Here is a 25,499-nt window from a genome sequence, read left to right as displayed (position 1 = left end):
GGCCGGTTGACTGAAACAGGTGCAGAATTGATTGATTTGTCGTAACAAAATCGGCAAAGGGCAAAAGCCCTCCGAGGGAACAGCGATGTCCATCATGATGCCGGCGGCCGACCAGGCCGTCCTCGCCCGTCGCACTGAGATCGTGGCCGCCTTGCGCGCAATCGTCCCTGGCGAGGGCGTGATCGACAGCGCCGCCGAGATGCTGGCCTATGAATCCGACGGCCTGACCGCCTATCGGCAGCCACCGATGGTCGTTGTGCTGCCCGATACGTCAGAACAGGTCGCAAAGGTCCTCAAATATTGCCACGGGCAGGGCATCAAGGTGGTGCCGCGCGGCTCCGGCACCTCGCTGTCCGGCGGCGCACTGCCGCTGGCCGACGGCGTGCTGCTGGGCTTAGGCAAGTTCAAGCGGATTCGCGAGATTGACTTCGACAACCGCGTTGTTGTCACCGAGCCCGGCGTCACCAACCTCGCGATCAGCCAGGCGGTCGCCCATGCCGGCTTCTATTACGCGCCCGATCCGTCGTCACAGATCGCCTGCTCGATCGGCGGCAATGTCGCGGAAAATTCCGGCGGCGTGCACTGCCTGAAATACGGCATGACCACCAACAACGTGCTGGGCTGCGAGATCGTGCTGATGTCGGGCGAGATCCTGCGCATCGGCGGCAAGTCGGCCGAGAATGCCGGCTACGATCTGATGGGGATCATCACCGGCTCCGAGGGGCTGCTCGGCGTCATCACCGAGATCACGGTGCGGATCCTGCAGAAGCCGGAGACCGCGCGCGCGCTGATGGTCGGCTTCGCCGAGGTGGAAGCCGCCGGCGAATGCGTGGCTGCCATCATCGGCGCCGGCATCATCCCGGGCGGCATGGAGATGATGGACAAGCCCGCGATCCATGCCGCGGAAGCCTTCGTCCATGCCGGCTATCCGCTCGACGTCGAGGCGCTGCTGATCATCGAGCTCGACGGTCCCCAGATCGAGGTCGACGAGCTGATCACGCGGGTCGAGACCATCGCAAAGGGCTGCGGCTCGGTGACGCTGCAGATTTCCAACTCGGAGGCCGAACGCAATCTGTTCTGGGCCGGCCGCAAGGCGGCATTCCCCGCGGTCGGACGCATCTCGCCGGACTATCTCTGCATGGACGGCACGATCCCGCGCGGCGCCTTGCCCAAGGCCTTGGCGCGGATCCGCGAGCTCTCGGAGAAATACGGCCTCGGCGTCGCCAATGTGTTCCACGCCGGCGACGGCAATCTGCACCCCTTGATCCTCTACGACGCCAACAAGCCGGGCGAGATCGAGAAGGCGGAGGCGTTCGGCGCCGACATCCTGCGCTGCTGCGTCGAGCTCGGCGGCGTATTGACCGGCGAGCATGGCGTCGGCATCGAGAAGCGCGACCTGATGCCGGAGATGTTCACCGAGATCGACCTCAACCAGCAGCAGCGGCTGAAATGCGCGTTCGATGCGGAGGGCCTGCTCAACCCCGGCAAGGTGTTTCCCACCCTGCACCGTTGCGCCGAACTCGGCCGCGTCCATGTCCACGCCGGCAAGCTGGCGTTTCCGGATATCCCGCGGTTCTAGGAGCTTGTCTGGATAGTCGCTGTTCAAATCTGGTCGGGTCTGATTCAACATTGGGCGATGAGCAAGTATTTTCGGCCTTGGAACATCGATCAGACGCTGCTTCTGCCGCCGAATGTGCAGGACTTCGTGCCGAAAGGCCATGTCTCGCGGTTTATGGTTGATCTGGTGCGGGAGAGCCTCGATCTCAGGGAGATCATGGGCAGCTATGTGAGCGGGCTTGGGCAGCCGCCGTTTGATCCGCGGATGATGGTGGCGCTGCTGCTGCATAGCTATGCGAGTGGGCTGTATTCGTCGCGTCGGATTGCCAAGGCCTGCCGGGAGCGGAACGATTTTGTGATGATCGTGGCGCTGGATGCGCCGGATTTTCGGACGATCAGCGACTTTCGCAAGCGACATTTGAAGGCGCTCGGCGCGCTATTCGTGCAGGTTCTGAAGTTGTGCGAGACGGCCGGGCTGGTCAAGCTCGGTCATGTCGCGCTGGATGGTACGAAGATCAAGGCGAACGCGTCGAAACACAAGGCGATGAGTTATGAGCGCATGAAGAAGCGCGAGGCGGAATTGAAGGCCGAGGTCGCTCGCATGCTGGCGGCCGCCGAGGCGGCGGATGCCTCGGAGGATGAGACTTTCGGCAACAGCGACGAACTGCCGGACTGGACCGTCGACAAGCAGAAACGGCTGGCGAAGATCCAGCAAGCGATGGCGGCGCTGGAAGCGGACGCCAAACTGGCGGCGGAGGAAGAGCGCCGCATCGAGGCCGAAAAGGAACAGCAGCGCCAGGCCGAAGGCCGCAAGAAGCCGGGCAAACCGGCGGCGCTGCCATCGGAGGAACCCAATCCCAAGGCGCAACGCAACTTCACCGATCCGGAAAGCCGCATCATGAAGTCGAAGGATGGCTTCGTTCAGGCCTATAATGCCCAGGCGGCCGTCGATGCACATGCCCAGATCATTGTCGCGCAAGAACTGACCCAGCACGGCAGCGATCAGGGCCAGTTGGTGCCCCTGATCGAGGCCATCGAGAGCAATCTTGGCCGCAAGCCGCGGCAGGCCTCAGCGGATTCCGGCTACTGCAGCGAAGCCAATCTCGAAGCGCTCGACACACGCAGCATCGATGGCTATGTCGCGCCCGGACGCGCCAAGCACCCGACAGTAGCGAACGGAAAAGTCGGCGGCCCGCTGACACAGGCCATGCGAAAGAAGATCGACGATGGCGGCTTCGAAACACCCTACCGATTGCGAAAGCAAGTGGTGGAGCCGGTGTTCGGGCAGATCAAACAGGCAAGAGGCTTCCGCCAGTTCCTGTTGCGGGGCATCGAGAAAGTGCGCGCCGAGTGGACAATGATCTGCACCGTCCATAACCTCCTCAAGCTGTTCAACCTCGCAAACGCAGCCTGAGCCTGCTACTCTACAACAAATGCCCGTCACGAAAACATATCTGGACGGGCTCCTAGCCCGTCCTATTCGTGAGAGTGCTTTTTTTAGTCCGATTGATGTGGCCGCACATCTGCTCTGACGAGGCGCGCGGGATTGCCTTCGGCTTTTCACCGCCTGACGACCCGTACTTTGCAACGCGCTTGAGGGATGGGTTGGGCGAACGGGGGGCGGACGCCCCGCCGGTCAAGGACCGAGCGGCAGCAGCGCGCCTGGCAAGCCGCGGATCAGGTCGGCTTCGGGACATGCCGCGGCAAACGCAAGGCGAATGCGGCTCGTGGTCTCGACGACACGGGCAGCGAGTTTCAAGAGACGAAGACGCAGCGTCGCGAACTCGGCTGTGGCCAATTCCCGGGCTTTGGGAATCGCGTCGCGCACGGTCAGCATCAGCCAATAAGCGGCGGTGTGGAGAACGAGGCGGACTTGATTGGCGAGCGCCGAACGGCAGCTGGTGCGATCGGAGGCGAGCTGTGTCTTATGCAGCTTGATCAGATTCTCGGCTTGGCCGCGCGCGCAATACAGGCTGTCGTAGATCCACTCGGCCGAGCCGACATCGAGGCTGGTGACGACGAAACGGATGTCGAGGCCGAGCATCGTCGCCTCAATACGGGCGACGGTACGCCGTTCGCGATCCCAGGACTTGGCCTTGTGGCGCGTCTCGGTATAGCCACGCAGAACCGGCAGGTTCTCGATGGCGCGTCGCGTGCGGATGTCGTCGGCGGCCTCGTCGAGTTTTCTGGCGAGCGGCTTGGTGCCGGACAGACCGAAGATGTAGTCGATGCCGTTGGTCTCGCACCACGCCATTGCCTCCGGCCGGGCATAGTGCCCGTCGCCACGGAACGTAATTCGCGTGTTGTGCCACCGCGTCCGGATATGCCGTATCAGGCGGCGCAGATGGGCACGCACCTCGACGCCGCCCGGCGTCTTGCCGGGCCGCAACACGACCGCCACGGGCCGGCTCTTCTCCGTGTCGTAGACGTGGATCGGCAGGAAGCAGCGTTCGTCATAATGAGCGTTGAACAGCGAGAGCTGCTGATGGCCGTGGACGACATCGCAGGTATCATCGATGTCGAGCGTGACGGATGCCGGCTCGCGCGGGTAGCTATCCATCCATGCGTCGACCAAAGTGTAGGTCAGTCGGATCACGTCGCGCAGGCGCGGAGCATTCTCCAGCCGCGACAGCGTCGGTTGGGAACACAGATCGCGACCCGTGTCCGGCAGCCGTCCGCAGGCCAGCTTGAATGCGGGATCGGACCGCAGATGATCGAGGTCGTCGGCGTCCTCGTAGCCGCAGCAGATCGCGAACATGCGCGCGCGGAACATATCGACAAGGCTGTGCACGACCCGCGTCGGATCGCGCCGATCCGGGAACACCCGGGCCAAATTGTCGGCCAAGCCGAGACGCCGCTCGGCCATCGCCAGAAGCATCACGCCCCCGTTCGAGGTCAGCCGACCGCCATCGAAGGCAGCTGTGACTTTCTTGGCGTGAACGGCTGGAAACGAGAAGGGCAGAATCGTATCATCGGTCATGGCGGGCCTGGCGTTCGCGGTTGAGGTGATGGGGTTGGCTTTGCAACCGAATCCTACGCCGCATCAGCGCTTTACACCACGCTCGCCAGCCTCTCAGGCGCACTCTGACGAATAAGACGGGCTAGTAGCGTCTCAGCAGGCCCAGCGCCGCGCTGGTATCGCCATATTCGGCGCAGGCCCCTTCCGGGTCCTTGATTAACTCCGCCCGGACTCGCTTGAACGTTTTGCCGGCCACTTCGGTCACCTCGGGGCGGAATTTACGCGGATCGTAGTCATTGCCGTCGTTGGCCTTGATGGCTGCGTCAAAGGCGCTGATCATTGCCATCGCTGCGTTGGGGCTGCCGAGCAGTCTGGCGCCGAGTTGAACGCCGCCGGCGCCATCGGCCTCATAGCCGGTGTATCGTTGTTCGAGCACCGCGGCTGCGGTGACGAGCTGGTCGAGGAACGTCGCCTCGGCATCGGTGAGCATTTGGGCGCGCGCCTGTCCTGGTGCGATCATCGCAAGCAGTGCGATGGCTGGCAGTTTGATCTTCATGGTGGTTCTGCCTGCGGCCGTTGAGCCGTGATCACGGGGTTGCCGAGTTACGATGACGCAAGTGTGTTCCTTCGGGCATCAGGAGAGGCGTCAGCCGCGAGCGCCGGTCTATACAATTCGACGGATCGCGCTCACCAGCCGATAACCTTAACCGATGCTTGCCGCGATGGTCGTCAGGGCCCATCGCGCGTCGCTGCAATTTGCAGCGGGCACCGTTTACACGGCCTTAGACTGTTCCTCGGTATTTTCCCAAGATGCATGTCTTCGGCAACACATCGATGCCCAGCCTGGCCGATCAGCTGGCGCTTTCGCGCAATCGGCCCGCAGGGTTCGACTACATGCGAATTGCGCTGGCGGTGTCGATCATCGGCCTGCACAGCCTGAACGTGACGCTCGGGCTCGGCCACGCTCTGGAAATCCAGAGCACGCTTCGCATCGGCGTCGCGATGATCCTTGCGCTGTTCTTTGCCCTGAGCGGCTTTCTGGTGACGGCGAGCCTGTTGAGGTGCAAGAGCCTGATTTCCTTCCTCGGCCTGCGCGTGCTGCGGATCGGACCGGCGCTCGCGGTCGAGACCACGCTGTCGGCCGTCATCATCGGTTCGCTCTTCACTGAGCTGCCGCTGGCGCAATATCTCGCCGACCCGAAATTCCACGCCTATTTCCTCAATATCGTCGGCGACATCCACTACGAGCTGCCGGGCGTATTCCTGCACAATCCGCTGCCTGAGTTGGTGAATGCCCAGCTCTGGACGGTGCCGTATGAATTGTGGTGCTACGTCATCCTGGCGCTGCTCGCGGTGACCACGATTTGCTTCAACAGGGTAGCGTATCTTGTGTTCATGGTGATCACCCAGATCGGGCTCGCCGGCTACGACCTCTACCGCTGGGACGAGGTGCCGATCCAGCTTCGCCCGCATCTTCTGGTGTTCTGCTTCCTCGCCGGCGTCGGCTTCTATCTCTGGCGCGACAAGGTGCCGTTCAACGGGACCGTCTTCCTGTTCGCGCTGGTGCTGTGCGCCGCCGCGATGGCCACCGGGCGCGGCGACGCGCTGGCGGCGGTGCCGGCCGCCTATGTCGCGTGCTATCTCGGCCTGATGAACCCGCCGCGGAGCTGGATCGTCTCGTCGGGCGATTACTCCTACGGGCTTTATCTCTATGGCTTCGTCATCCAGCAGTGCATTGCGACCTTCGGACCGCCGGTTCAGCACTGGTATCTCAACATCCTGATCAGCCTGCCGCTCGCCTTCGGCGTCGCCGTTGCGTCCTGGCACCTGGTCGAGAAACACGCACTCCGGCTCCGCGGCCAGGTCGAGAAGCTCGAGGCGGCAGCGCTGGCGCGGAGCTCGATCATAGGCTTCTGGCGCCGCTCGCCCGAGCGGGTCGAGTTGCACGCAAGGCTCGGCAACAGCAGCGCATCGATCTGATCCGCGTCCGCGGGAAGGAATGGAGCTTCGGTTCTGATTGAATCAGAACCGAAGCTCTGGCTTCTTGTTTTGACGCGTTTTCTTCACGCGAACCGGTGTCCACTTCGCTCGAAAACGCTTAGTATCCTCCCCGCGGCGGCGTCCCGTTACAGGAGGGCGTATTGCGTCCGCTCGCGCTTGGCGAGCAGCGGCAGCGCTTGTTCCGCGATGTAGGTCTTGAAGTAGGCGCTCTCCTGATGCGCCTTGAACGCCGCTTCGTCCTGGAACAATTCGTAGAACAGGAATTGCGCCGGATTGTCCTTGCCGCGGCCGATCAGGAACAGCTTGGTGCCGGCGTCCTTCTGAGCTTCGGGCAGGAAGCCGTCGAGAATTGCCGCGACCTTGTCGGCCTGTCCCTCCTTTGCTTCCCATTGCGCCACCACCAGAAGGCCTGATGTGTTGATTGCATCGCTGATGGTCCTCGTGCTCATCGCATAGTGCTTCATTTGCATTCCTCCGTTGTTTTGCTCCGATCGAGCTTGCGATCCGACCCAGGGCGAGACGCCGGCGATCGCCATGATCGCGAACGAGCCGATGGCCGATCGCCGGGTAAGCATCATCGTCGTGGTCGTGACTTCCGAACGTTTCATGATCGCCTCCAGATGGTTCGCACCAACCGTCTTGCCGGGCCGAACCGCGACGCGAGAGATAGTGGATCGTCCGGCGAACCCAGTTCGGTGATGGTCGAATTGTCTATGTCGTGAAAATGCTTCGATCATGGCCGAAGTGTCGTGGCGGAAACCGCACCACGGCGAATGTCCCGACATCGGGGCTTGCCGTGCCGACCAGCACGCCGGAACAGGCGGAAATATCGTGTTCCTGCCTTTCGCAGGGCGGCGGATTTTTGAGCTGGGCGGGACCGTCCGGGCAAGGCAGCCAATGGCCGTTACCACTGCGGAAGCCCCCGCCACCGGGCCGTTCCGTCGAGATCACCGAGGCCGGGCTTGTCGCATTCAGAGATTTGTTCGGCGCGCATTTGATTTCGGAGCCGAATTTCGATACCGCCTAGCGTGTGGAAACGCTCAAAGTCAGGGATGCCCAGGACGTCGAAGAGGTGGTGCGCGCGGCTGTCGCCGGCGAGCAGCCGCTCGAGGTCATTGGCCATGGAACGAAGCGCGCCATCGGTCATCCGATGGCGACCAATGCGGTGCTTGACGTCTCGGTGCTCAACGCGGTCACCTCCTATGAGCCGAACGAACTGATCATCACCGTGCAGGCCGGCGCGCCGCTCGCCGACGTGCAATCCCTGATCGACGCCAAGAACCAGCAATTCGCCTTCGAGCCGATGGACACATCGGTGCTGCTCGGCACTGCGGGAGCGGGCACGATCGGCGGCATGATCGGCGCTGGGCTGGCCGGTCCGCGCCGCATCAAGGCCGGCGGCGCCCGCGACCATCTGCTCGGGGCGCACGCGGTGTCCGGGTTCGGCGACAGTTTCAAGACCGGCGGACGGGTGGTCAAGAACGTCACCGGCTACGACCTCTGCAAGCTGCTCACCGGTTCCTGGGGCACGCTCGCGGTCATGACCGAGGTGACGCTCAAGGTCATGCCGAAGCCGGAAGCCGAGCGGACGCTGGTGCTGCGCTCCCTCGACGACGTCACCGCCAACCGGGCGATGACCGCGGCACTGGGCTCGCCGTTCGACGTTTCAGGCGCCGCGCATCTGCCGGGCTCAGCGTTGCGGTCCGGGACCGGTGCGCTCGGCAGCCTTGGCGCCTCCGGCCAGGCCGTCACGCTGGTGCGGCTCGAGGGCATTTCGGCCTCAGTGGCACACCGGGCGGCCTCGCTGACCCAGACACTATCTTCTTATGGAGCGGTCGACTTCCTCGCGGACGACGCCTCGGCTGCGATCTGGAGCGCGCTGCGCGACGTGGTGCCGTTTGCGGCGAACGGCGCGCTCGGGGCCTGGCCGGTGTGGCGTATCGTTTGCCCGCCGGTCGCTGGCGGCGCGCTGGGCCAGGCGCTGTCGCGCGCAACCGGCGGCGACGTGATCTACGACTGGGGCGGCGGGCTGATCTGGGCTGCACTGCCGCAGAGCGCAGACGCGCACGCCGCGCTGGTCCGCGGCCAGGTCGAGGCGATCGGCGGGCACGCCACCCTGATCCGCGCCGGCGAGGAGGTGCGCCGTGCGGTCGATGTGTTCCAGCCGCAGGCGGCCGGCCTTGCCGCGCTCGGCGAACGGGTCCGGGCGAGTTTCGATCCGAGGTCGATCCTCAACCGCGGCCGGATGAGGCGAGGCGGGGCTGCATGAAGACCGAGTTTTCCCTGGCGCAGCTTGCCGATCCCGACATCAAGGAAGCCGACAAGATCCTGCGCGCCTGCGTGCATTGCGGCTTCTGCACCGCAACCTGTCCGACCTATGTGCTGCTCGGCGACGAGCTCGATAGCCCGCGCGGCCGCATCTACCTGATCAAGGAGATGCTGGAGAAGAACAAGCCGCCGACAGCAGACGTGGTCAAGCATATCGACCGCTGCCTGTCGTGCCTCGCCTGCATGACCACCTGTCCGTCGGGCGTGAACTACATGCACCTCGTCGACCAGGCCCGGGTCAGGATCGAGCGGGACTACCAGCGGCCGCTGGCCGAGCGGCTGCTGCGTTCGGTGCTCGCCTACGTGCTGCCGCGGCCGGGCCTGTTCCGGATCAGCATGATCCTCGCCGGGCTCGCCCGTCCGTTCGCGGCGCTGCTGCCGACGCCTTCGGTCGGCGCGTCGAACCCCGGCCTCTTACGGCGGATCAAGGCGATGCTGGCGCTCGCGCCACGCGGCCTGCCGCAGCCGGGTCCATCAGCCGGAACCGTGTTTGCGCCGACCGGCCGGCGCCGCGGCCGGGTCGCGCTGCTGCAGGGCTGCGCCCAGCAGGTGCTGGCGCCGCGTATCAACCAGGCCGCGATCAACGTCCTGACCCGGCACGGCGTCGAGGTGGTGCTGGTCAAGGACGAGCAATGCTGCGGCGCGCTGACCCATCACATGGGGCAGGATCACGACGCGCTGGCGCGCGCGAAAGCCAACATCGCGGTGTGGCAAAGGGAAGCGGACCAGAACGGACTCGACGCCATCCTGGTGACGACCTCGGGCTGTGGGACAGTTGTCAAAGACTACGGCTACCTGCTGCGCGAGGACAAAACATTCGCTGAGCCTGCCGCGCGAATCTCGGCGCTGGCAAAGGATATCACCGAGTATCTCGCTGGCCTCGAGCTCGCGCCTTCAACGCAGAAAGGCGACGTCACCGTCGCCTATCATTCGGCTTGTTCGTTGCAGCATGGACAGAAAATAACTCAGCTACCGAAAGAATTGCTTTCCAAGAATGGATTCGTGGTGAAAGATGTGCCTGAGAGCCATTTGTGTTGCGGTTCGGCGGGGACCTACAACATTCTCCAGCCCGACATTGCGAGCAGATTGCGCGATCGCAAGGTCGCCAATATTGCGCTTGTCAAACCGGACATGATCGCTGCGGGCAATATTGGGTGCATGGTTCAGATTGCCGGCGGTACGTCAGTTCCTGTGGTGCACACGATTGAGCTTCTCGATTGGGCGACAGGAGGTCCCCGGCCAGGATTGAATTGATCGACTGCCACTCGAGCATGATCCGGACCCCAGCCTTGCCCTGATGCAACGTGAAGGACCGGCGCTTCCTTGCCACAGACGCGAAGCGATAGCGCGGCCATCATGCCCGACAAGCGAAGTGGAGGGGCCTCTCTCCGAGGCGCAGCCAACGACCGGCAAGCGATCACTTCAATACGCCCGGTGGACTCAAATCAGCGGCAACAGGAGACCACGATGGCGAAGTCGAAGAAGGCGAAGAAAAGCAAGAAGGCCAAAAAGGCCAAGAAGGCCGTAGCGGCGAAGAAGTCGGCCAAGAAGGCCGCGAAGAAATCCGCCAAGAAGGCGGCGAAGAAATCAGCGAAGAAGTCAGCCAAGAAGACTGCAAAGAAAGCGGCCAAGAAGGCTGCTCCGAAGAAAGCGGCCCCCAAGAAAGCCGCCCCCAAGGCTGCGAAGAAAGCCGCCAAGAAGAGCGCTCCGAAGAAGGCCGCCGCGCCGAAGCCGGCTGCGCCGGTCGCAGCGCCCCCGGCCCCCGAGCCCGCGCCGCAGCCGGCCCCGAGCTGGGCGACGCCAAGCCATGAACCCGCGCCGGGCTGGAGCGCCGGCAGCTCTGATAGTGGCGAGCACCACTAGCCGCAGCTTTCCCGGAGAGGTTCACCTGACCGAAGCCGCAGCGGACGCCGCTGCGGCTTTTTCCGTTCCACGATTCCGTTCCACGACGGCGGCCCGTGTTTTTGCGGGTACGGCGATTCGCTTTGGCGCTTTCGCTGCAGGCCGGCTGTTGCTCATCCACTTCCGGTGCCCGGCTCAACCGCTACGGGAGCGACTGTTTTGTGGTGCAAATGCAACACCCGCAAGTCAACGTGCGGCGAAATGGCTGGAACGCCTAAAAAGTCGGCACATGCATGTCTTTTTTGCTTCACGGTGCCGTGCACGACCTGCAGATTGAACCCACGCGATTTAGTTGCAGTCCGTTATCGCGCGCCCTGGGGGGCCACGGAGCTGGGCTGTCTGGACAAGTAGATGGGGATAGTCATGAAGAAACTGGCCTTGTTAGCAACGGCGCTAGCAATGATTTCGAGCTCGGCAATGGCAGCTGACATGGCGGTGAAGGCCGTCAAGGCGCCGCCGCCGGCTCCCTTCGATCCCTGGGACATCGCTTTCGGCGCCGGCATCATGAACGACTACATCTTCCGCGGCGTCACCCAGTCGAACCACAATCCGTCGGTCACCGCGTATTTCGAGCCGCGCTACAACGTCAACAAGGACCTGCAGCTCTACATCGGTACCTCGACCGAAAGCATCTCCTTCGCCAACCGCGCCGCGGCCGAAGTCGACGTCTACGGCGGTATCCGCCCGACCTTCGGCGCCTTCGCCTTCGACATCGGTGTCTGGGGTTACCTGTATCCGGGTGGAACCTGCTATTTCGGCGGCCCCTTCGACACCGCCGGCAACCCGCTCAGCGCGCAGTGCGCCGCCAACTTCCTGCCGAACGGCAACGTCATGAAGAAGGACGTCTCGTTCTTCGAAGTCTACGGCAAGGCGACCTGGACCATCAACGACAACTGGGCGTTCACCATCAACGAATACTACTCGCCGAACTTCCTCAACACCGGCGCCTGGGGCAACTACTCCTCGATCATCGGCAAGTACACCGCGCCCAGCACCACGTTCGGGTCGAGCGGCGTCGGCATGTATGTCTCGGGCGAGTTCGGCCGCCAGTGGCTCGGCACCTCGGACAGCTTCTACGGCGTTCCGGCGTTCCCGAACGGCATCAAGTATGCCGATTACAACACCTGGAACATCGGCATCGGCTTCACCTACAAGGTGTTCACGCTCGATCTGCGCTACTCCGACACCGACCTGTCGAAGGGTAATTGCAGCGCCTTCACCAGCGACTTTACCGCGGGCGGCACCACCAACGTGACCCCGATCAACCCGCTCGGCACCGGCTCCAATTGGTGCGGCGCGGCAGGCATCGCCAAGCTCTCGGTCGACCTGACGGCGGCGTCCAGCCTGAAGTAATCTTTCCTTTCGGAGATCGCGGGGGCGGCAGAGTAATCTGCCGCCCCCTTTGTTTTTGTGGGCAAGGCTCATGGCATCGGACCGGACCGCGGTGAAGGCATTGATGCGGGTGGGGCGGCGCGACCTGCTTGCGGGCGCGGTGGCGGGCCTCGGCGGCGCGATCGCGATCGGCACGATGGAGTGGTTCTCCGTTGCGGCCGGATATCCGCTGGGCGTGATCCCGTTCGCAACCTCGATCGTGCTGGTGGTGGGATCGCCGGAGGCCGAGCCGGCCCAGCCGCGCGCCCTGATCGGTGGACACCTGGTGTCCGCACTGGCCGGCTTTGCGGTGCTGTGCCTGACCGGGCCGCATGCCTGGGCGGCCGCCGCCGCGGTCGGGGTTGCAATCCTGGTGATGGTCGTGACCGACACCTTCCACCCGCCGGCGGGAATCAGTCCGCTCCTGATCGTCTCCGGCAATTTGCCGTGGTCGTTCCTGCTCGCACCGGTGCTCGCCGGCGTCCTGATGCTGGCGGCCTTCGCCTATGGCTGGCACCGCTGGGTCAGCCGCAGGCCGTGGCCGCGGCTGAGCCAGTAGTCCCCGCTACGACGCGGCGACCTTGACCGTGTCACGCAAGCTGAAGCGGTCGCCATCGCGGACCAGCGTGACGTTGCGCTCATGGAAGGCGCCGAGCGTCGAGCGGTGGCCGATCGAAACCACGGTGGTGTTGGGCAGCTTCTCGGCGATCAGCCTGTACAGCGCGGCTTCCGACGGCTCGTCGAGCGAGGCCGTCGCCTCGTCGAGGAACAGGAATTGCGGCGCATGCAACAGCGCCCGCGCGATGCCGAGGCGCTGCTGCTCGCCGAGCGACAGCATCCGGTTCCAGTGCGCCTCTTCCTCGAGCCGCGCCGCGAGCTGAGGCAGTCCGACCGCGGTGAGGACGTCGCGAACCCGGCCCGCCTCGAATTGCGTGGCCTCGCCCGGATAGACGACGGCGTCATGCAGCGACCCGATCGGCAGATAGGGACGCTGCGGCAGCATCATCAGGCTGGCATTGGCCGGGATCTCGACCGCGCCGTTGCCGAATGGCCAGATGCCGGCCACGGCACGGAACAGCGTCGACTTGCCGGCGCCGGAGGGGCCGGTCACCAGTGTCCGCTCGCCGGGACGGAAGCTGAAATGCTCGGCCGCGACCAGCGGCGTACCGTTCGGCAGCTTGACCAAGAGCTGCGGCAGCGCGATCTCGCCGCCGGCCGCGGGCTTTTCGTGAATCGCGGCAGGATCGTCGGCCAGCTTTTCTGCGGCCGCGATCGCGTTCTCGAAGCCGTCGAGACGGGCGACGGTCGCGCGCCACTCCGCCAAGGTGCGGTAGGCCGAGACAAAGAACGAGAGCGAGTCCTGCACCTTGCCGAAGGCCTCGGCGATCTGGATCAGGGAACCGAGCTGCACCGTCTTGCTGACGAAATAGGCCGGGCCCGCCAGCGCGAAGGGAAACACCACCGACGCCTGCGCATAGCTTTGTGTGAAGGCGGTGATCCGCTTGGTGCGGCTCATGATGCCATACCAGTTGGCGACGACGCGGCCGAACCGATCCAGCAGCCGTCCGCGCTCGGCGCCTTCGCCCTTGAGCAGCGCGATCTGCTCGGAGTTTTCGCGCACCCGCACCAGGTTGAAGCGGAAGTCCGCTTCCAGCCGCTGCTGGTTGAAATCGAGACCGACGAGCGGCGAACCGATCCATTGCGTCAGCATGGTGCCGAAGATGGCGTAGGCCAAGGCGGCCCAGACCAGGTAGCCGGGAATCGAGAGATCGATGCCGAACAGGGTCAGGGGCAGCAGTTCCGAGAGCCCCCAGAGGATGATCACGAAGGAGGCAAGCGAAACCACCGCGTTCAACAGGCCAAGGCCCAGCGCCAGCGTCTGGGCGACGAACAGCTTGACGTCGTCGGTGATGCGCTGGTCGGGGTTGTCGGCCGCATCGTTGGCGAGCTGCATGCGGTAGTGGTTGGCGTCATGCACCCAGTCGCGCAGATATTTACTGGTCATCCATTTGCGCCAGCGGATCTGCAGCCACTGATTCAGGTAGAGCTGGTAGACGCCGAGGGCCACCGAGACGGCTGCGATCGCGCAGAACACCAGCATTTCGCGCTTGAACGTGTCCCAGTCCTTGTTCTGCAGCGCGGTGTAGAAGCGGTTGCGCCACTGGTTGATCAGCACGTCCATGAGGACTGACGACAGCTCGATCGCGACGACCGCGCCAAGCAGTATGCGGCCGGCCCATTTGTCCTCGGATTTGAAAAAGGGCGATGCGATGCGCCACACCGTCGCGAGTGTCGAGCGAATGTTGTTCACAGATTATCGTCTCCGGGGAAGGGGGCCGCAAAGGCCTGAAGAATCGGGACAATCGGAGTGGACATCGACTAAAGTCGTAAGCCTGGCATGCAAGCGTTGGCTTGTCCCGGCGAGCGAGTCAACCCTAGCATGGCAGTCAACGGCGAGGGGCGGGGGACCTTCGATATTCGCGAGGATGTGAGCGATCCTTACCGATCGTTCATTCGCGAGCCGGGGCTTCAAGTTTTGTAGACGGACTCCCGCAATCGCACCAGCGCCCGGCCTGCAGGCAGGCCGGCGCGCTGCATAAGAACATGGGGAGGACCCGAGATGAATACCTGGAATCAAATCTACAATCCGCTGGGTAATGCGGCGCTGTCGACGATCGCGGCCGCCATTCCCGTCGTCACGCTGCTGATCCTGATCGCCAGCGGAAAGGTGAAGGCGCATATCGCTGCCATCATTGCGGTCATCCTGACCAATCTGATTGCGATCTTCATCTTCACGATGCCGGCCAACATGTCGATCCGCGCCTCGGTGCTCGGCATCGTCTCCGGCTTCTTCCCGATCGGCTGGATCGTTCTCAACGTCATCTTCCTGTACCAGCTCACGGTTGCAACCGGCCAGTTCGAGCTGTTGAAGCGCGCGGTCGGCGGCGTCACCGAGGACCGCCGCCTGCAATTGCTGCTGATCGCGTTTTCGTTCGGCGCCTTCTTCGAGGGGGCATCGGGATTCGGCACCCCGGTCGCGATCACCGGTTCGGTGCTGATCGGGCTCGGCTTCTCACCGCTCGCGGCCTCCGGCCTGTCGCTGATCGCCAACACCGCCCCGGTTGCCTATGGCGCACTCGGCACGCCGATCCAGGGTCTCGCCTCGGTCACCGGGCTCGATCCCTACATCCTCGGCGCGATGGTCGGCCGGCAGCTGCCGCTGTTCTCGCTGATCGTGCCGTTCTGGGTGGTGTGGGCATTCGCGGGCTGGCGCGGCATGAAGGAGGTCTGGCCAGCGATCCTGGTCACCGGCGTCTCCTTCGCGGTCCCGCAATTCGTGATCTCGAACTACATCAACCCCTGGATCGTCGACATCGGCGCCTCGCTGATTTCGATGGGCGCGCTGATCCTGTTCCTCAAGATCTGGCAGCCGAAGCAGCTCTGGCTGTCGCCGGTGCTGCGCGGGCGCGATGAATCGGCGGCGACGATGACCGCACCGAAGCCGATGGACAAGACGCCGCTCACCAACCGCGAGCTCTGGACCGCATTGCTGCCGTGGATCATCGTCTGCATCGTGATGCTGATCTGGGGCAACGGCGCCTTCAAGACCTGGGCGAACTCGATCTTCACGGTGAACTATCCGATCCCCGAGCTCGACAAGATGATCAACAAGATGCCGCCGGTGGCGGCCAAGCCGACCCCGGAAGGCGCCGTGTTCGGCTTCACCTATCTGTCGTTCACCGGCACCGGCATGCTGATCGCCGCGATCATTTCCGGGTTCCTGGCGGGCTTTTCGCCACTGCGGATGATCGCCGATTATGGCCGCACCATCAAACTGTGCGCGATATCGCTGATCACGATCTCGGCGATGCTGGCGATCGGCACGCTGACCAGGCTGTCGGGGGTCGACGCCACGCTCGGTCTCGCCTTCGCGGCGACCGGCGTGCTCTATCCCTTCTTCGGCACCTTGCTCGGCTGGTTGGGCGTGGCGCTGACCGGATCGGATACCGCCTCGAACATCCTGTTCGGCAATCTGCAGAAGATCACCTCCGAGCAGCTCGGCCTGTCGCCGATCCTGATGGCGGCGGCGAACTCCTCGGGCGGCGTGATGGGCAAGATGATCGACGCGCAATCGATCGTCGTCGCCTCGACCGCGACCAACTGGTACGGCCACGAGGGCTCGATCCTACGCTACGTATTCCTGCATTCGATCGTGCTGGCGTGCCTGGTCGGCCTGTTCGTGACCCTGCAGGCCTATGTCTATCCGTTCACGGCGATGGTTTTGAAATAACGAGGCGAGGCGTCGCCCAAACGACGATCCCCGCGGGTGAGGAGCCCGCGGGGATTTTGCGTTTCAAGCGCTTTTTCTGGCGCCGCCATTCTGGCCAATCGCAGCCTCGTCCCATACAAGGGCGGCGTTGCGCGGGGTATTTCGAGGACTGGCATGATGTCGATGAAACGGATTCTGAACGGCGGCATCGCCGCGTTGGCGATGGTTGCCCCGGCCGTCGTCGCGGTTCCGGCCGAGGCTCAGGAGGAATTTCCGTTCGGCTTCGTGATGACGCTCGATGCCGCGCGCATGCCGGGCTCCAAGCGAATCCCCTCGATCGAGGTCGGCGACAATGGCGAGGTGATCCTCGAGCTGTGGTGCGACGGCGGCAAGGGCCAGTTCTCGGTAGCCGGCAACACCATCGTCTTCGTTCCCGGCGCGATGGAGAACCGCAGCTGCGCGCCGGAGCGCGCGCAGGCCGACAAGGATCTGCTCGCCGCGCTCGGCGATATGACGTCCTGGCGCCGGCAGGGTGATCAGGTCACGTTCATCGGCAGCAAGTCGCTGCGTTTCGTGATCAACAGTAACTGATGGCGGCGTAACGCGCTGGCGCGTCGAGCGCATCCGCTCAGGGCGTCGCGATCAATCCGCTGGCGGTGGCGACGATCCAGCGGTTGCCCCAGCGTACGATCGAGTCGACTCGACCAAGCCCAGGGACGACGTCGCCGCGCGCGGCCATCTTGACGCCCTCCGGCCCCTCGAGCACGGCGGTGCCGTCGCGAACCTCCACCACTGACCAGCCGGGAATGGTGCTTGGCCGCGTCTCGGGTGCTGCCGGAAGCGGCTGCTTCGGCCCGAGCGCCATGGCCTGCGCGTTCAACGTCGTGGGCGCGGCACCAACCACCTGCGGGCGTGGATTGGCTACGGATTTGGGAATGCTGCCGGTGACGGCGCGGTCCGCGTTGGACGCGGTCCGCCGCGGGCTCTCGATTCTCCCCTCGATCTTGGGGCTCGGCCGCGTCTCCGCGACGTGGGGGACAGGCGCTTCCTTCTGAGCCACCGAGACCGGGGCGGGCGCCGCAAAGTCGTGCCAGTTGGCGCCGCCGGTCCAGCCCAGCACGAAGCTTGCGGCAAGGGCCGTGGCTGCCAGCAGCGCGGTGCCGATGCGATCGGCGAATGGCTCCCGCAGCAGCAGGGCGGCGTCGTGGTTCTCGTTGGAGACGTCCCAGAGGTCCGCCGTCTGCGCCGGCGAATGACCCTCCGTCACATCTGTTGGCCAGATGCTCGCAGCACTGATCGGCTCGCGGTCTTGCATGGCGTGACCTGTGTTCGGTGACGCAAAGGATGATCCCCGAAACTAAATCGAGCCTTAATTTTCGGTGACCGAACTGCGGCAGCACGAAGTCTTTTGGTCGCAGTCCCCGTAAAAGTGCGGGGCTCAGGACGCAGCGGTCGTTTCCGGACGTCGTCTCCGCAAACCGGGTCGTCGCGGCGTGCGTGCGCGGCTATAGCGATCGCATGCTCGATTTCGCCGCACAGTATGCCGCCTTTCAGCGCCGCGACCCGGCCTGGGACGGCATCGTGTTCGTCGCGGTCAAGACCACCGGCGTGTATTGCCGCCCGGTCTGCCGGGCGCGCACGCCGCTGGCGCGCAATGTGAAATTCTATGGCAGCGCCGCGTCGGCGGAGCGCGCCGGCTTCCGGCCCTGCCTGCGCTGCCGTCCCGAGGCGGCGCCGTTCTGTCCGGCGTGGAGGGGCACTCGGACGACGGTCGAGCGCGCGCTGGCGCTGATCGAAGAGGGCGCACTCGATCGCGGAGATGTCGCGGCGCTGGCCGACCGGCTCGGCATCGGCACGCGGCATCTGTCGCGGCTGTTTGCCGAGCATCTCGATGCCTCGCCGCTGCAAATCGCGTTGTCGCTGCGCGTGCAGCGCGCCAAGCGCCTGATCGATGGCAGCGATCTTCCGCTCTCTCTGGTGGCGCAGCGCGCCGGCTTCTCCAGTGCAAGGCGCATGAACGCTGCGTTCGCAAGGCTCTACGGCCGCTCGCCCGCCTCGCTGCGACCGAAGCGGCCGCCAGAGCATGATCCGGAAAAGTGTGAAGCGGTTTTCCCTCGCGACAAACGCGGGACGCGTTTGCGCGGAGATCATGCTCAAACAAGAAGCTATCACGATGCAATGAACCTCGATGGAGATCAGCAATGGCCAAGAGCTACGGCACCGTCAGTGCGGAACGCAAAGCGCAGATGAGCGGCCTCGAATTCGTCCAGGGGCTCGCCTCCGGCGCGCTGCCGCTCAACACCATCGCGCAGACCCTGGGTTATGACGTCACTGAGGCCGAGCGCGGCCGCGTCGTGGTCACGCTGCTGCCGACGGACGCGCATCTCAATCCGGCCGGCACCGTGCATGGCGGGCTCACCGCCACGCTACTCGACAGTTGCATGGGGCTTGCGGTGCAGTCGACGCTCGAGGCCGGCACCAGCCAGACCACGCTCGAATTCAAGATCTCGCTGGTGCGGCCAATCACGCCGGACACCGGCCCGATCCGGGCGGAAGGCCAGGTGCTCAATTGCGGTCGCCGCATCGGCACCGCCGAGGGCAGAGTCACCGACGCCAAGGGACGGCTGCTCGCCCACGGCACGACGACGTGCCTGATCTTTCCGTCGTAGCGCAAACGCCGTTGGCACGGAGAGACTGCGCCGGCCTGCATCTGTAGATGCGATACCGGCGCAGCAACATTGGAACGTGTCCAGCGAGGCACCGACTTAGAGACCTTCAATTTCACTGAACCGATCGATTAGCTTACCCGAACGCTATGGGAACAGCGTTCGGGTAGTCAGGATGCGATCGTCGACGAAGCCACGCCGCACAGCCGTGCTCAGCGCGGTCCCTCCGGATATCCCGGCATGTTGTTCCATCCGGCAGGCAACTCGCCGCCGGGCCGCGTCGCTGCGCCATCCTGTTCGGGCAGGCGGATGAGGCCGAGCTGAAACATGGCGGTCAGCGCATCCTCCTGCCCGAGCTCTTCGGCGATCCGTCCCTCGCGCACGCGGAGCACGGTCGTGCCGGCGAACGTCATCTTGCGGCCCGAGGCTGCGGGCAGCGAGCCGAGGCGGAAGTCGCTAAACGCTGGTCCGGTGTGGGTGCCGCCACCTTCCCAGCGGCCGACGACGAGGTCGCCTTCCGCGATGAGATCGCCGACGCCCCAGAAATTGAGATCCGGAAAGGCTTCGCGAAACTCGGTGATGAACTTCTCGACCGCGGCGCGGCCGCGCTTCGGTTCGTGCATCGGGTAGTGCACGACAATGTCTGACGTGGCGAGCTCGTTGATGATGCGCGGATTCCAGGGATTGCCCCAGAACTCCTTGAACCACCGGCCTACGACGTTCTTGTTTTCCTCTGACATCGGATCGTCTCCATTTGCGGTTTACCGGTATCGCGACCGGCGCTGTCTCGATGCGCGCAGTAAGCATTTGGAGGCGCGTGTCGTGCCACCCGATTCCGGATCGGGCGTGCGCTCGGCCTTCAGGCGAGATTCCGCTGTGTCGGCATGGTGCTTGGCGCAGTTTTTTGCGCGTCGTCGCTCAATCGGGAAACGGGTGGTGCGCGCAACGCGGGCACGAAATCATCGTCCCAAATACACAGGAGAACATCATGCGCAATTTCGATGCGATCGCCGCGCTGCGCGGCGACGGACTTCGTCCCGAGCTGCGGGCGCTCTTTGATCGCGCTGCGATCGAGCTTCGCGCTGAACTGTTCGTCAGAAGCGACGGGATGCTTCAGTCCGGTCCGGACGCCACTCCCAAAGCGGCGCGCGACAATGTCGTGCCGCTGAAGAGCAGGGCGGCTTGAATCACCAGAGCATGATCCGGAAAAGTGTGTAGCGGTTTTCCGAAGAGATCATGCTCAAATCAAAGAGCTGGACCGGGATGACTTCTCGAAGAAAAGTCATCCCGGTCTAGGTGGTGTGGACTCTAAGGATTCCCTTTTAGGAGCAAATCAGATTCAAGGCTGCTTTTGGGGAGGCCGCCTTGGGTGTGATGGACCGTTTGGTATTGAGCGACGCGGCGTGGGAGCGGATAGCGCCGCTGATCATAGGGCGCCCCGATCAGAAGGGCTCCACCGGGCGCGACAACCGGATGTTCGTGGAAGGTGTGCTGTGGATCGTGCGTACGGGGTCTCCCTGGCGCGATCTTCCGGAGGTGTTTGGGGACTGGAACAGCGTGTTCCGGCGCTTCAGTCGATGGAGCATCAAGGGTGTTTGGTGGCGGATCTTCGAGGCGATGTCCGATGATCCGGACTTCGAATATCTGATCGTCGATTCCACCATCGTTCGGGCGCATCAGCACGCCGCCGGCGCCAAAAAGGGGGGTCTGAAGATCAAGCGGAAGATCAAGCGATCGGCCGCTCGCGCGGCGGCCTGAGCACCAAGATACATATGGCCGTTCGAGGCTTGGGATGTCCGGTGCGGTTCAAGCTCACCGCAGGTCAGAAGGGCGATGCACCGCAAGCCGCCGCATTGATCGAAGGCTTATCCGCCGAGGTCGTCATGGCCGATACGGCCTATGACGCCGATCACTTGCGCCAAGCCATCGCCGCCAAAGGCGCGCTCGCCGTGATCCCCAACAACCCGTCACGCGCGCTCAAATATCCACTCGACAAGCATTTCTATGCCCAGCGTCATCTCGTCGAATGCTGCTTCTCAAAGCTCAAGCAGTTCCGCCGCGTCGCAACCCGCTTCGAAAAAACGGCCCGGAACTACCGGGCCGTCGTCACTCTCGCAGCCATCGTTCTATGGATGCGCTAGTGTCCACACCACCTAGCGCGCCGGCGTTAGCGCCACACCGACTTATCGGCGTCCCAGCGCTGGCCCTTGAATTCCTTGATCAGAGCGTCGATCGCGCCGTTGTCGTCCTTCGGCTCGCTGCCTTCCTCGTCGCTGCCGCTGGAATCGTCCGAAAGATTGAGCTTGGCGCCGGCGCTGTCGTCGGACGTCGAGACGGTCGGCGTCGAGACCCACAGCATCAGCTTGTCCGAGCTCCCGGGCTTGTCGGGCGAGACGAGGGCGGTGACCTCGTAGTTCTGGATCAGGCCGAGCGCCGGATAGACCGCGCTCGGCCGCTTCAGCACCAGCTTCAGCTTGCCGGTATTCGCGTTCCAGGTGGCGGAGGCAGGCTTCGCGGCAAGCGTCTTCGCCAGAACGCCGGCGACGGCGGAGGCGAGCTTGTCCTTGTTGATCTTGTCACCGTCGCGCCAGTCGGCGGCGGCAAAGCGGATCGTGCGGTCCATCTCGAACGCGCCGCTGGTCCAGCCGGCTGCGGTCACGCCGGGCGTGCTTTTAGCCTTAGCGAGCAGCGCGCCGGCGCGCTCGGGATCGACGGTGAGGTTGATGGTCTGCTCGCCGGCGCGGATCTCGTCACAGGTCACCGCAAGGCTGGAGGTGCCGATCTCGACGGCTTCGCCCTTCAGGCTCTTGAGGAAGTCGGCCGCCGCATCCAGCTTCACGCGCACGCCGATCGATTCCGGCGAGACATCGGTGAAATCCTTCGGCTGCGGCGTGATGTCGTCCTGGCTGGCCTGGCTGTCCTGGAATTCCTTCTCGCTGAGATCGGAATTGTCCGTCGAGGCCACCTCGGTCACGGCTTGGCCGATCGTGATCTGGCCGCGGAACTCGAAATCGTCGCCGGTCTGCTTGCGGGTCAGCTTGACGGTGACCGGCTGCTTGACGGCGATGCTCTGGCTGGTGCCGGCGAGGGTCTGGCCGCTGACGGCGAGGTTGGCGATGAAGCGGTCCTTGCGGTCGGAGCCCTTCTCGACGGGATAGCAGACGTCGAGCACGGCCGCGGTCACGGTCTTGCCCTGGCGGGTTTCCTTCAGGATGACGTCGGCATTGCCGTCCATCAGGCCGATGATCGAGTTGAAGTAGCGCGTCTCGGGGCCGCCGCCGGGCGCCGCCTTGGGCTGCAGCTTCATCTGGGCGAGAGCGGGCGCCGAGACGACGGCAAGACCGAGCAGCAGGAGCGGGAGCGCGCGCATACGATAAGTCCTCGAAGGGCAGAATCGGTTCCGTCGTAACTAGCAAACCTGTGTGTCATTGGCCAAAAAGAAGGCCGCCTAACGGCGGCCTGAGAGCGTTTTCATGCGAAGCGGGTACCGGTGCGCGTCATACGCGTGCACGGGGCTCCTCACTGCTTTCCAGCCTGCCGCGCAGCGCGGTCACGACGCGGCTCACGGTTTCGATGTCCTTTGTCGAGAGACCGTCGGCGAGGCCGTTTACCCAGGGCAGTTGCAGGCGCATGGCCGCGTCGAAGGCCTGCTGTCCCTTGCCGGTCAGCACCACGAGCTGGGCGCGGCGGTGATGCGGGTTGGTCTCGAAGGTGACGAGCCCGTCCCGCTGGAGGTCGTTGACGATCCGCTGCACGTTCTGTCTGGCAGCGCCGAGGTCGCGCGCCAGCCACGCCACCGGTTGCGGGCGTTCGGCGGCGATGATGGCGCCGAGGATCTGCCAGCGCGCGCTGGTCAGCCCGAGCCCGGCCACCAGCCGGTCGCCGGCGGTGAACAGCAGGCTGTTGAGCCTGAACAGGTCGAGAATCAGGTTGCTCAGGGCCTCGCCGGCCGGGGTGCGCTTGGTCTGCGGCATTTGTCACCATAAGAGTATATTGACATCATGATGTCAATATTGTATCCATCCGTAACGGAATGACATCATAGCACCAGATCACGGAGCCAGCCATGCCGCAGATGCGCCCCCTCGACCCCGCATTCCCGATCGACCGCCAGCTCGCGGTCGATGCCACCGCCGTCGTGCTCGTCAACCTGTTCACGCTCGATGCTGCCGACGAGGACACCTTCCTCAAGGCCTGGCAGGACGACGCCGCCATCATGAAGCGGCAGCCCGGCTTCATCTCGACCCAGCTGCACCGCGCGCTCGGCGACAGCCCGGCCTACCTGAATTACGCGGTCTGGGAATCGACCGCGGCTTTTCGGGCCGCCTTCGCCAATCCCGAGTTCAGGGCCAAGCTGTCCGCCTATCCGGACTCGGCCGTGGCGTCGCCGCATCTGTTCCAGAAGGTGGCGGTGCCGGGCGTCTGCGTCGCGTAGGCGCACGGTGAGGTTGGCTCGATGCTGGGTTCCCTCTCCCGCTTGCGGGGGAGGGTGGGGTGGGGGTCTTACCGCGAGTCATATTGCGGTGAGAGCCCCCATCCGGATCGCATCTTGCGATGCGATCCGACCTCCCCCGCAAGCGGGAGAGGTGAGGGAGGCTGCTGCCTCAGACAAAAAGAAGGCCGCCCGGAGGCGGCCTTCGATTGCGATGTGGATTTGCGGGAGAGGCTCAGAAACCGCCCATGCCGCCCATTCCACCGCCGCCCGGCATCGCCGGCGCAGCGTCCTTGGGCAGTTCGGCGACCATGGCTTCGGTGGTCACCAGCAGGCCGGCCACCGAGGAGGCGTCCTGCAGCGCGGTGCGCACCACCTTGGCGGGGTCGATGATGCCCTTGTCGACCATGTCGACATAGTCCTCGGTCTGGGCGTCGAAGCCGAAGGTCTCCGACTTGTTCTCGAGGATCTTACCGACCACGATCGAGCCCTCGACGCCGGCGTTCTCCGAGATCTGGCGGACCGGAGCTTCCAGCGCCTTGAGCACGATGTTGATGCCGGCCTGGACGTCGGCATTGGCGTTGGTGAGACGGCCGACCGCCTTCTTGGCGCGCAGCAGCGCGACGCCGCCGCCGGGCACGATGCCTTCCTGCACCGCGGCGCGGGTCGCGTTCAGCGCGTCCTCGACACGGTCCTTCTTCTCCTTGACCTCGATCTCGGTCGCACCGCCGACCTTGATCACCGCAACGCCGCCGGCGAGCTTGGCAAGGCGCTCCTGCAGCTTCTCTCGGTCGTAGTCCGAGGTGGTCTCCTCGATCTGCGCCTTGATCTGGCCGACGCGGGCGTCGATGTCCTTCTTCTTGCCGGCGCCCTTGACGATCGTGGTGTTCTCCTTGTCGATCACGATCTTGCCGGCGCGGCCGAGCATGTTCACCGTGACGTTTTCGAGCTTCATGCCGAGGTCATCGGAGATCAACTGACCGCCGGTCAGGATCGCGATGTCCTCCAGCATCGCCTTGCGGCGATCGCCGAAGCCCGGCGCCTTGACGGCGGCGACCTTGAGCCCGCCGCGCAGGCGGTTGACCACCAGCGTCGCCAGCGCCTCGCCCTCGACGTCCTCGGCGAGGATCAGGAGCGGACGGCCCGACTGCACCACGGCTTCCAGCACCGGCAGCATCGACTGCAGGCCGGTCAGCTTCTTCTCGTGCAGCAGGATGTAGGCATCCTCGAGCTCGGCGGTCATCTTCTCGGCGTTGGTGATGAAGTAGGGCGAGAGATAGCCGCGATCGAACTTCATGCCCTCGACGATGTCGACCTCGGTATCGAGCGACTTGTTCTCCTCGACGGTGATCACGCCCTCATTGCCGACCTTCTGCATCGCCTGCGCGATCATCTTGCCGATCGCGGCGTCGCCATTGGCCGAGATGGTGCCGACCTGGGCGACTTCTGAGGAGGAGGCGACCGGCTTGGCACGCTTCTCGATGTCCTTGATCACGGCGGCGACCGCGGTGTCGATGCCGCGCTTCAGATCCATCGGGTTCATGCCGGCGGCGACCGACTTGGCGCCCTCGCGGACGATGGCCTGCGCCAGCACGGTTGCGGTGGTGGTGCCGTCACCGGCGGTGTCGTTGGTCTTGGAAGCGACCTCGCGCAGCATCTGCGCGCCCATGTTCTCGAACTTGTCGTCGAGCTCGATATCCTTGGCGACGGTGACGCCGTCCTTGGTGATGCGGGGCGCGCCGAAGCTTTTCTCGATGACGACGTTGCGGCCCTTCGGGCCGAGCGTCACCTTCACGGCGTTGGCGAGCACGTCGACGCCGCGCAGCATGCGCTCGCGGGCGTCTCCGGCGAATTTTACGTCCTTGGCAGCCATTGTTTTCAACTCCTGGAAAGCCGTCATCCCTTGCATAACGGCTTTGCCGTTATTGCTCGAGGAGCGGGCCTTGGCCTGCGTCTCGAAGGATGAGTTTGTGGATGTTCACCCTTCGAGACGGCAGCTCCGCTGCCTCCTCA

At 64.3% G+C, this 25,499-nt stretch carries 23 protein-coding genes and 1 pseudogene; 15 read left to right on the top strand and 9 right to left on the bottom strand.

Translation table 11 applies throughout. The features are described 5' to 3' along the window. The first annotated feature begins 85 nt into the window (after positions 1-85). Positions 86-1,579 carry an FAD-linked oxidase C-terminal domain-containing protein gene (locus tag HAP54_RS02645; protein WP_166210078.1) on the top strand — a complete coding sequence of 498 codons (1,494 nt, stop codon included), beginning with the start codon at positions 86-88 and terminating at the stop codon, positions 1,577-1,579. 57 nt (positions 1,580-1,636) lie between these two features. After that, positions 1,637-2,971, top strand: a complete 1,335-nt coding sequence (locus HAP54_RS02640) for an IS1182 family transposase (protein WP_166202952.1) — start codon at positions 1,637-1,639, stop codon at positions 2,969-2,971. 222 nt (positions 2,972-3,193) lie between these two features. Here HAP54_RS02640 and HAP54_RS02635 read toward each other — a convergent pair whose 3' ends face one another. After that, positions 3,194-4,537, bottom strand: coding sequence for an IS1380-like element ISBdi2 family transposase (locus HAP54_RS02635; RefSeq protein WP_166204320.1), 1,344 nt, complete (start codon positions 4,535-4,537; stop codon positions 3,194-3,196). Between the two features lie 121 nt (positions 4,538-4,658). After that, positions 4,659-5,072, bottom strand: a complete 414-nt coding sequence (locus HAP54_RS02630; protein WP_166298659.1) for a hypothetical protein — start codon at positions 5,070-5,072, stop codon at positions 4,659-4,661. A gap of 278 nt (positions 5,073-5,350) precedes the next feature. Here HAP54_RS02630 and HAP54_RS02625 point away from each other — a divergent pair, with 278 nt between their 5' ends. Beyond that, positions 5,351-6,496 (top strand): acyltransferase family protein, encoded by a 1,146-nt coding sequence (locus tag HAP54_RS02625; protein ID WP_224741404.1) that lies wholly within the window; start codon positions 5,351-5,353, stop codon positions 6,494-6,496. A 146-nt stretch (positions 6,497-6,642) separates the two neighbouring features. Here HAP54_RS02625 and HAP54_RS02620 read toward each other — a convergent pair whose 3' ends face one another. Then, on the bottom strand, positions 6,643-7,125 hold the full coding sequence (locus tag HAP54_RS02620; RefSeq protein ID WP_224741405.1) for a putative quinol monooxygenase: 483 nt from the start codon (positions 7,123-7,125) through the stop codon (positions 6,643-6,645). A gap of 422 nt (positions 7,126-7,547) precedes the next feature. On the opposite strand from HAP54_RS02620, the gene HAP54_RS02615 reads away from it, so the two are divergent. From HAP54_RS02615 to HAP54_RS02595, 5 genes are all read left to right on the top strand, one after another. Continuing rightward, positions 7,548-8,786 carry an FAD-binding protein gene (locus tag HAP54_RS02615; RefSeq protein WP_166298657.1) on the top strand — a complete coding sequence of 413 codons (1,239 nt, stop codon included), beginning with the start codon at positions 7,548-7,550 and terminating at the stop codon, positions 8,784-8,786. Then, on the top strand, positions 8,783-10,099 hold the full coding sequence (gene glcF / locus HAP54_RS02610; RefSeq protein ID WP_166298656.1) for a glycolate oxidase subunit GlcF: 1,317 nt from the start codon (positions 8,783-8,785) through the stop codon (positions 10,097-10,099). The genes HAP54_RS02615 and glcF overlap by 4 nt, the downstream gene beginning before the upstream one ends. Positions 10,100-10,312: 213 nt before the next feature. Then, positions 10,313-10,708, top strand: a complete 396-nt coding sequence (locus HAP54_RS02605) for a histone (RefSeq protein WP_166298655.1) — start codon at positions 10,313-10,315, stop codon at positions 10,706-10,708. Between the two features lie 402 nt (positions 10,709-11,110). Further along, on the top strand, positions 11,111-12,100 hold the full coding sequence (locus HAP54_RS02600; protein ID WP_166298654.1) for a TorF family putative porin: 990 nt from the start codon (positions 11,111-11,113) through the stop codon (positions 12,098-12,100). 70 nt (positions 12,101-12,170) lie between these two features. Next, complete coding sequence (locus tag HAP54_RS02595) at positions 12,171-12,677, top strand: HPP family protein (protein ID WP_166298653.1); 507 nt, start codon at positions 12,171-12,173, stop codon at positions 12,675-12,677. Between the two features lie 6 nt (positions 12,678-12,683). On the opposite strand, the gene HAP54_RS02590 is transcribed toward HAP54_RS02595, so the two are convergent. Then, positions 12,684-14,429: an ABC transporter ATP-binding protein/permease gene (locus HAP54_RS02590; protein ID WP_166298652.1), complete on the bottom strand. Its 1,746-nt coding sequence runs from the start codon at positions 14,427-14,429 to the stop codon at positions 12,684-12,686. 309 nt (positions 14,430-14,738) lie between these two features. Here HAP54_RS02590 and HAP54_RS02585 point away from each other — a divergent pair, with 309 nt between their 5' ends. Then, complete coding sequence (locus HAP54_RS02585; RefSeq protein ID WP_166298651.1) at positions 14,739-16,409, top strand: L-lactate permease; 1,671 nt, start codon at positions 14,739-14,741, stop codon at positions 16,407-16,409. Between the two features lie 153 nt (positions 16,410-16,562). Further along, a complete protein-coding gene (locus HAP54_RS02580) occupies positions 16,563-16,979 on the top strand; it encodes an META domain-containing protein (protein WP_166298650.1) in 417 nt (138 codons plus the stop codon). A 37-nt stretch (positions 16,980-17,016) separates the two neighbouring features. On the opposite strand, the gene HAP54_RS02575 is transcribed toward HAP54_RS02580, so the two are convergent. Next, positions 17,017-17,703, bottom strand: a complete 687-nt coding sequence (locus HAP54_RS02575) for a hypothetical protein (RefSeq protein WP_166298649.1) — start codon at positions 17,701-17,703, stop codon at positions 17,017-17,019. Between the two features lie 182 nt (positions 17,704-17,885). Here HAP54_RS02575 and HAP54_RS02570 point away from each other — a divergent pair, with 182 nt between their 5' ends. After that, positions 17,886-18,638, top strand: a complete 753-nt coding sequence (locus tag HAP54_RS02570) for a bifunctional transcriptional activator/DNA repair enzyme AdaA (RefSeq protein WP_312022753.1) — start codon at positions 17,886-17,888, stop codon at positions 18,636-18,638. After that, positions 18,590-19,057: a PaaI family thioesterase gene (locus HAP54_RS02565; protein ID WP_166298648.1), complete on the top strand. Its 468-nt coding sequence runs from the start codon at positions 18,590-18,592 to the stop codon at positions 19,055-19,057. The genes HAP54_RS02570 and HAP54_RS02565 overlap by 49 nt, the downstream gene beginning before the upstream one ends. Positions 19,058-19,266: 209 nt before the next feature. Here the strand turns inward: HAP54_RS02565 and HAP54_RS02560 are convergent, their stop codons facing one another. After that, positions 19,267-19,794, bottom strand: coding sequence for an ester cyclase (locus HAP54_RS02560; RefSeq protein ID WP_166298647.1), 528 nt, complete (start codon positions 19,792-19,794; stop codon positions 19,267-19,269). Positions 19,795-20,042: 248 nt separating this feature from the next. Here HAP54_RS02560 and HAP54_RS02555 point away from each other — a divergent pair, with 248 nt between their 5' ends. Together HAP54_RS02555 and HAP54_RS02550 are read left to right on the top strand one after the other, a co-directional pair. Continuing rightward, positions 20,043-20,240, top strand: coding sequence for a hypothetical protein (locus HAP54_RS02555; RefSeq protein ID WP_166298646.1), 198 nt, complete (start codon positions 20,043-20,045; stop codon positions 20,238-20,240). 188 nt (positions 20,241-20,428) lie between these two features. Next, a pseudogene (locus HAP54_RS02550) lies at positions 20,429-21,195 on the top strand (IS5 family transposase). 26 nt (positions 21,196-21,221) lie between these two features. Here HAP54_RS02550 and HAP54_RS02545 read toward each other — a convergent pair. Together HAP54_RS02545 and HAP54_RS02540 are read right to left on the bottom strand one after the other, a co-directional pair. Beyond that, positions 21,222-22,424, bottom strand: coding sequence for a hypothetical protein (locus tag HAP54_RS02545; RefSeq protein ID WP_166298645.1), 1,203 nt, complete (start codon positions 22,422-22,424; stop codon positions 21,222-21,224). A gap of 127 nt (positions 22,425-22,551) precedes the next feature. Beyond that, positions 22,552-23,028, bottom strand: coding sequence for a MarR family winged helix-turn-helix transcriptional regulator (locus HAP54_RS02540; protein WP_166298644.1), 477 nt, complete (start codon positions 23,026-23,028; stop codon positions 22,552-22,554). 92 nt (positions 23,029-23,120) lie between these two features. Between HAP54_RS02540 and HAP54_RS02535 the strand changes: the two genes are divergently transcribed. Continuing rightward, a complete protein-coding gene (locus tag HAP54_RS02535) occupies positions 23,121-23,489 on the top strand; it encodes an antibiotic biosynthesis monooxygenase family protein (RefSeq protein ID WP_166298643.1) in 369 nt (122 codons plus the stop codon). A gap of 232 nt (positions 23,490-23,721) precedes the next feature. On the opposite strand, the gene groL is transcribed toward HAP54_RS02535, so the two are convergent. Next, entirely contained in the window at positions 23,722-25,359 is a 1,638-nt protein-coding gene (groL, locus tag HAP54_RS02530) for a chaperonin GroEL (protein ID WP_166298642.1), read from the bottom strand. Positions 25,360-25,499 lie beyond the last annotated feature (140 nt).

Source organism: Bradyrhizobium sp. 2S1 (genome assembly GCF_011516625.5).
GTDB classification, from domain to species: Bacteria; Pseudomonadota; Alphaproteobacteria; order Rhizobiales; family Xanthobacteraceae; genus Bradyrhizobium; species Bradyrhizobium septentrionale.
Note: the sequence above shows the minus strand (reverse complement) of the source record. Positions and strands in the feature narration are given on the sequence as shown.

What these genes read in the sequence shown, in the direction of transcription:
- HAP54_RS02580 (WP_166298650.1), top strand. Translation starts at nt 16,563, where the DNA reads ATGATGTCGATGAAACGGATTCTGAACGGCGGCATCGCCGCGTTGGCG.
- HAP54_RS02605 (WP_166298655.1), top strand. Translation starts at nt 10,313, where the DNA reads ATGGCGAAGTCGAAGAAGGCGAAGAAAAGCAAGAAGGCCAAAAAGGCC.
- HAP54_RS02625 (WP_224741404.1), top strand. Translation starts at nt 5,351, where the DNA reads ATGCCCAGCCTGGCCGATCAGCTGGCGCTTTCGCGCAATCGGCCCGCA.
- HAP54_RS02620 (WP_224741405.1), bottom strand. Translation starts at nt 7,125, where the DNA reads ATGAAACGTTCGGAAGTCACGACCACGACGATGATGCTTACCCGGCGA.
- HAP54_RS02630 (WP_166298659.1), bottom strand. Translation starts at nt 5,072, where the DNA reads ATGAAGATCAAACTGCCAGCCATCGCACTGCTTGCGATGATCGCACCA.
- HAP54_RS02560 (WP_166298647.1), bottom strand. Translation starts at nt 19,794, where the DNA reads ATGTCAGAGGAAAACAAGAACGTCGTAGGCCGGTGGTTCAAGGAGTTC.
- HAP54_RS02640 (WP_166202952.1), top strand. Translation starts at nt 1,637, where the DNA reads ATGAGCAAGTATTTTCGGCCTTGGAACATCGATCAGACGCTGCTTCTG.
- HAP54_RS02575 (WP_166298649.1), bottom strand. Translation starts at nt 17,703, where the DNA reads ATGCAAGACCGCGAGCCGATCAGTGCTGCGAGCATCTGGCCAACAGAT.
- HAP54_RS02565 (WP_166298648.1), top strand. Translation starts at nt 18,590, where the DNA reads ATGGCCAAGAGCTACGGCACCGTCAGTGCGGAACGCAAAGCGCAGATG.
- HAP54_RS02535 (WP_166298643.1), top strand. Translation starts at nt 23,121, where the DNA reads ATGCCGCAGATGCGCCCCCTCGACCCCGCATTCCCGATCGACCGCCAG.
- HAP54_RS02540 (WP_166298644.1), bottom strand. Translation starts at nt 23,028, where the DNA reads ATGCCGCAGACCAAGCGCACCCCGGCCGGCGAGGCCCTGAGCAACCTG.
- HAP54_RS02595 (WP_166298653.1), top strand. Translation starts at nt 12,171, where the DNA reads ATGGCATCGGACCGGACCGCGGTGAAGGCATTGATGCGGGTGGGGCGG.
- glcF (WP_166298656.1), top strand. Translation starts at nt 8,783, where the DNA reads ATGAAGACCGAGTTTTCCCTGGCGCAGCTTGCCGATCCCGACATCAAG.
- HAP54_RS02635 (WP_166204320.1), bottom strand. Translation starts at nt 4,537, where the DNA reads ATGACCGATGATACGATTCTGCCCTTCTCGTTTCCAGCCGTTCACGCC.
- HAP54_RS02585 (WP_166298651.1), top strand. Translation starts at nt 14,739, where the DNA reads ATGAATACCTGGAATCAAATCTACAATCCGCTGGGTAATGCGGCGCTG.
- HAP54_RS02555 (WP_166298646.1), top strand. Translation starts at nt 20,043, where the DNA reads ATGCGCAATTTCGATGCGATCGCCGCGCTGCGCGGCGACGGACTTCGT.
- HAP54_RS02545 (WP_166298645.1), bottom strand. Translation starts at nt 22,424, where the DNA reads ATGCGCGCGCTCCCGCTCCTGCTGCTCGGTCTTGCCGTCGTCTCGGCG.
- groL (WP_166298642.1), bottom strand. Translation starts at nt 25,359, where the DNA reads ATGGCTGCCAAGGACGTAAAATTCGCCGGAGACGCCCGCGAGCGCATG.
- HAP54_RS02600 (WP_166298654.1), top strand. Translation starts at nt 11,111, where the DNA reads ATGAAGAAACTGGCCTTGTTAGCAACGGCGCTAGCAATGATTTCGAGC.
- HAP54_RS02645 (WP_166210078.1), top strand. Translation starts at nt 86, where the DNA reads ATGTCCATCATGATGCCGGCGGCCGACCAGGCCGTCCTCGCCCGTCGC.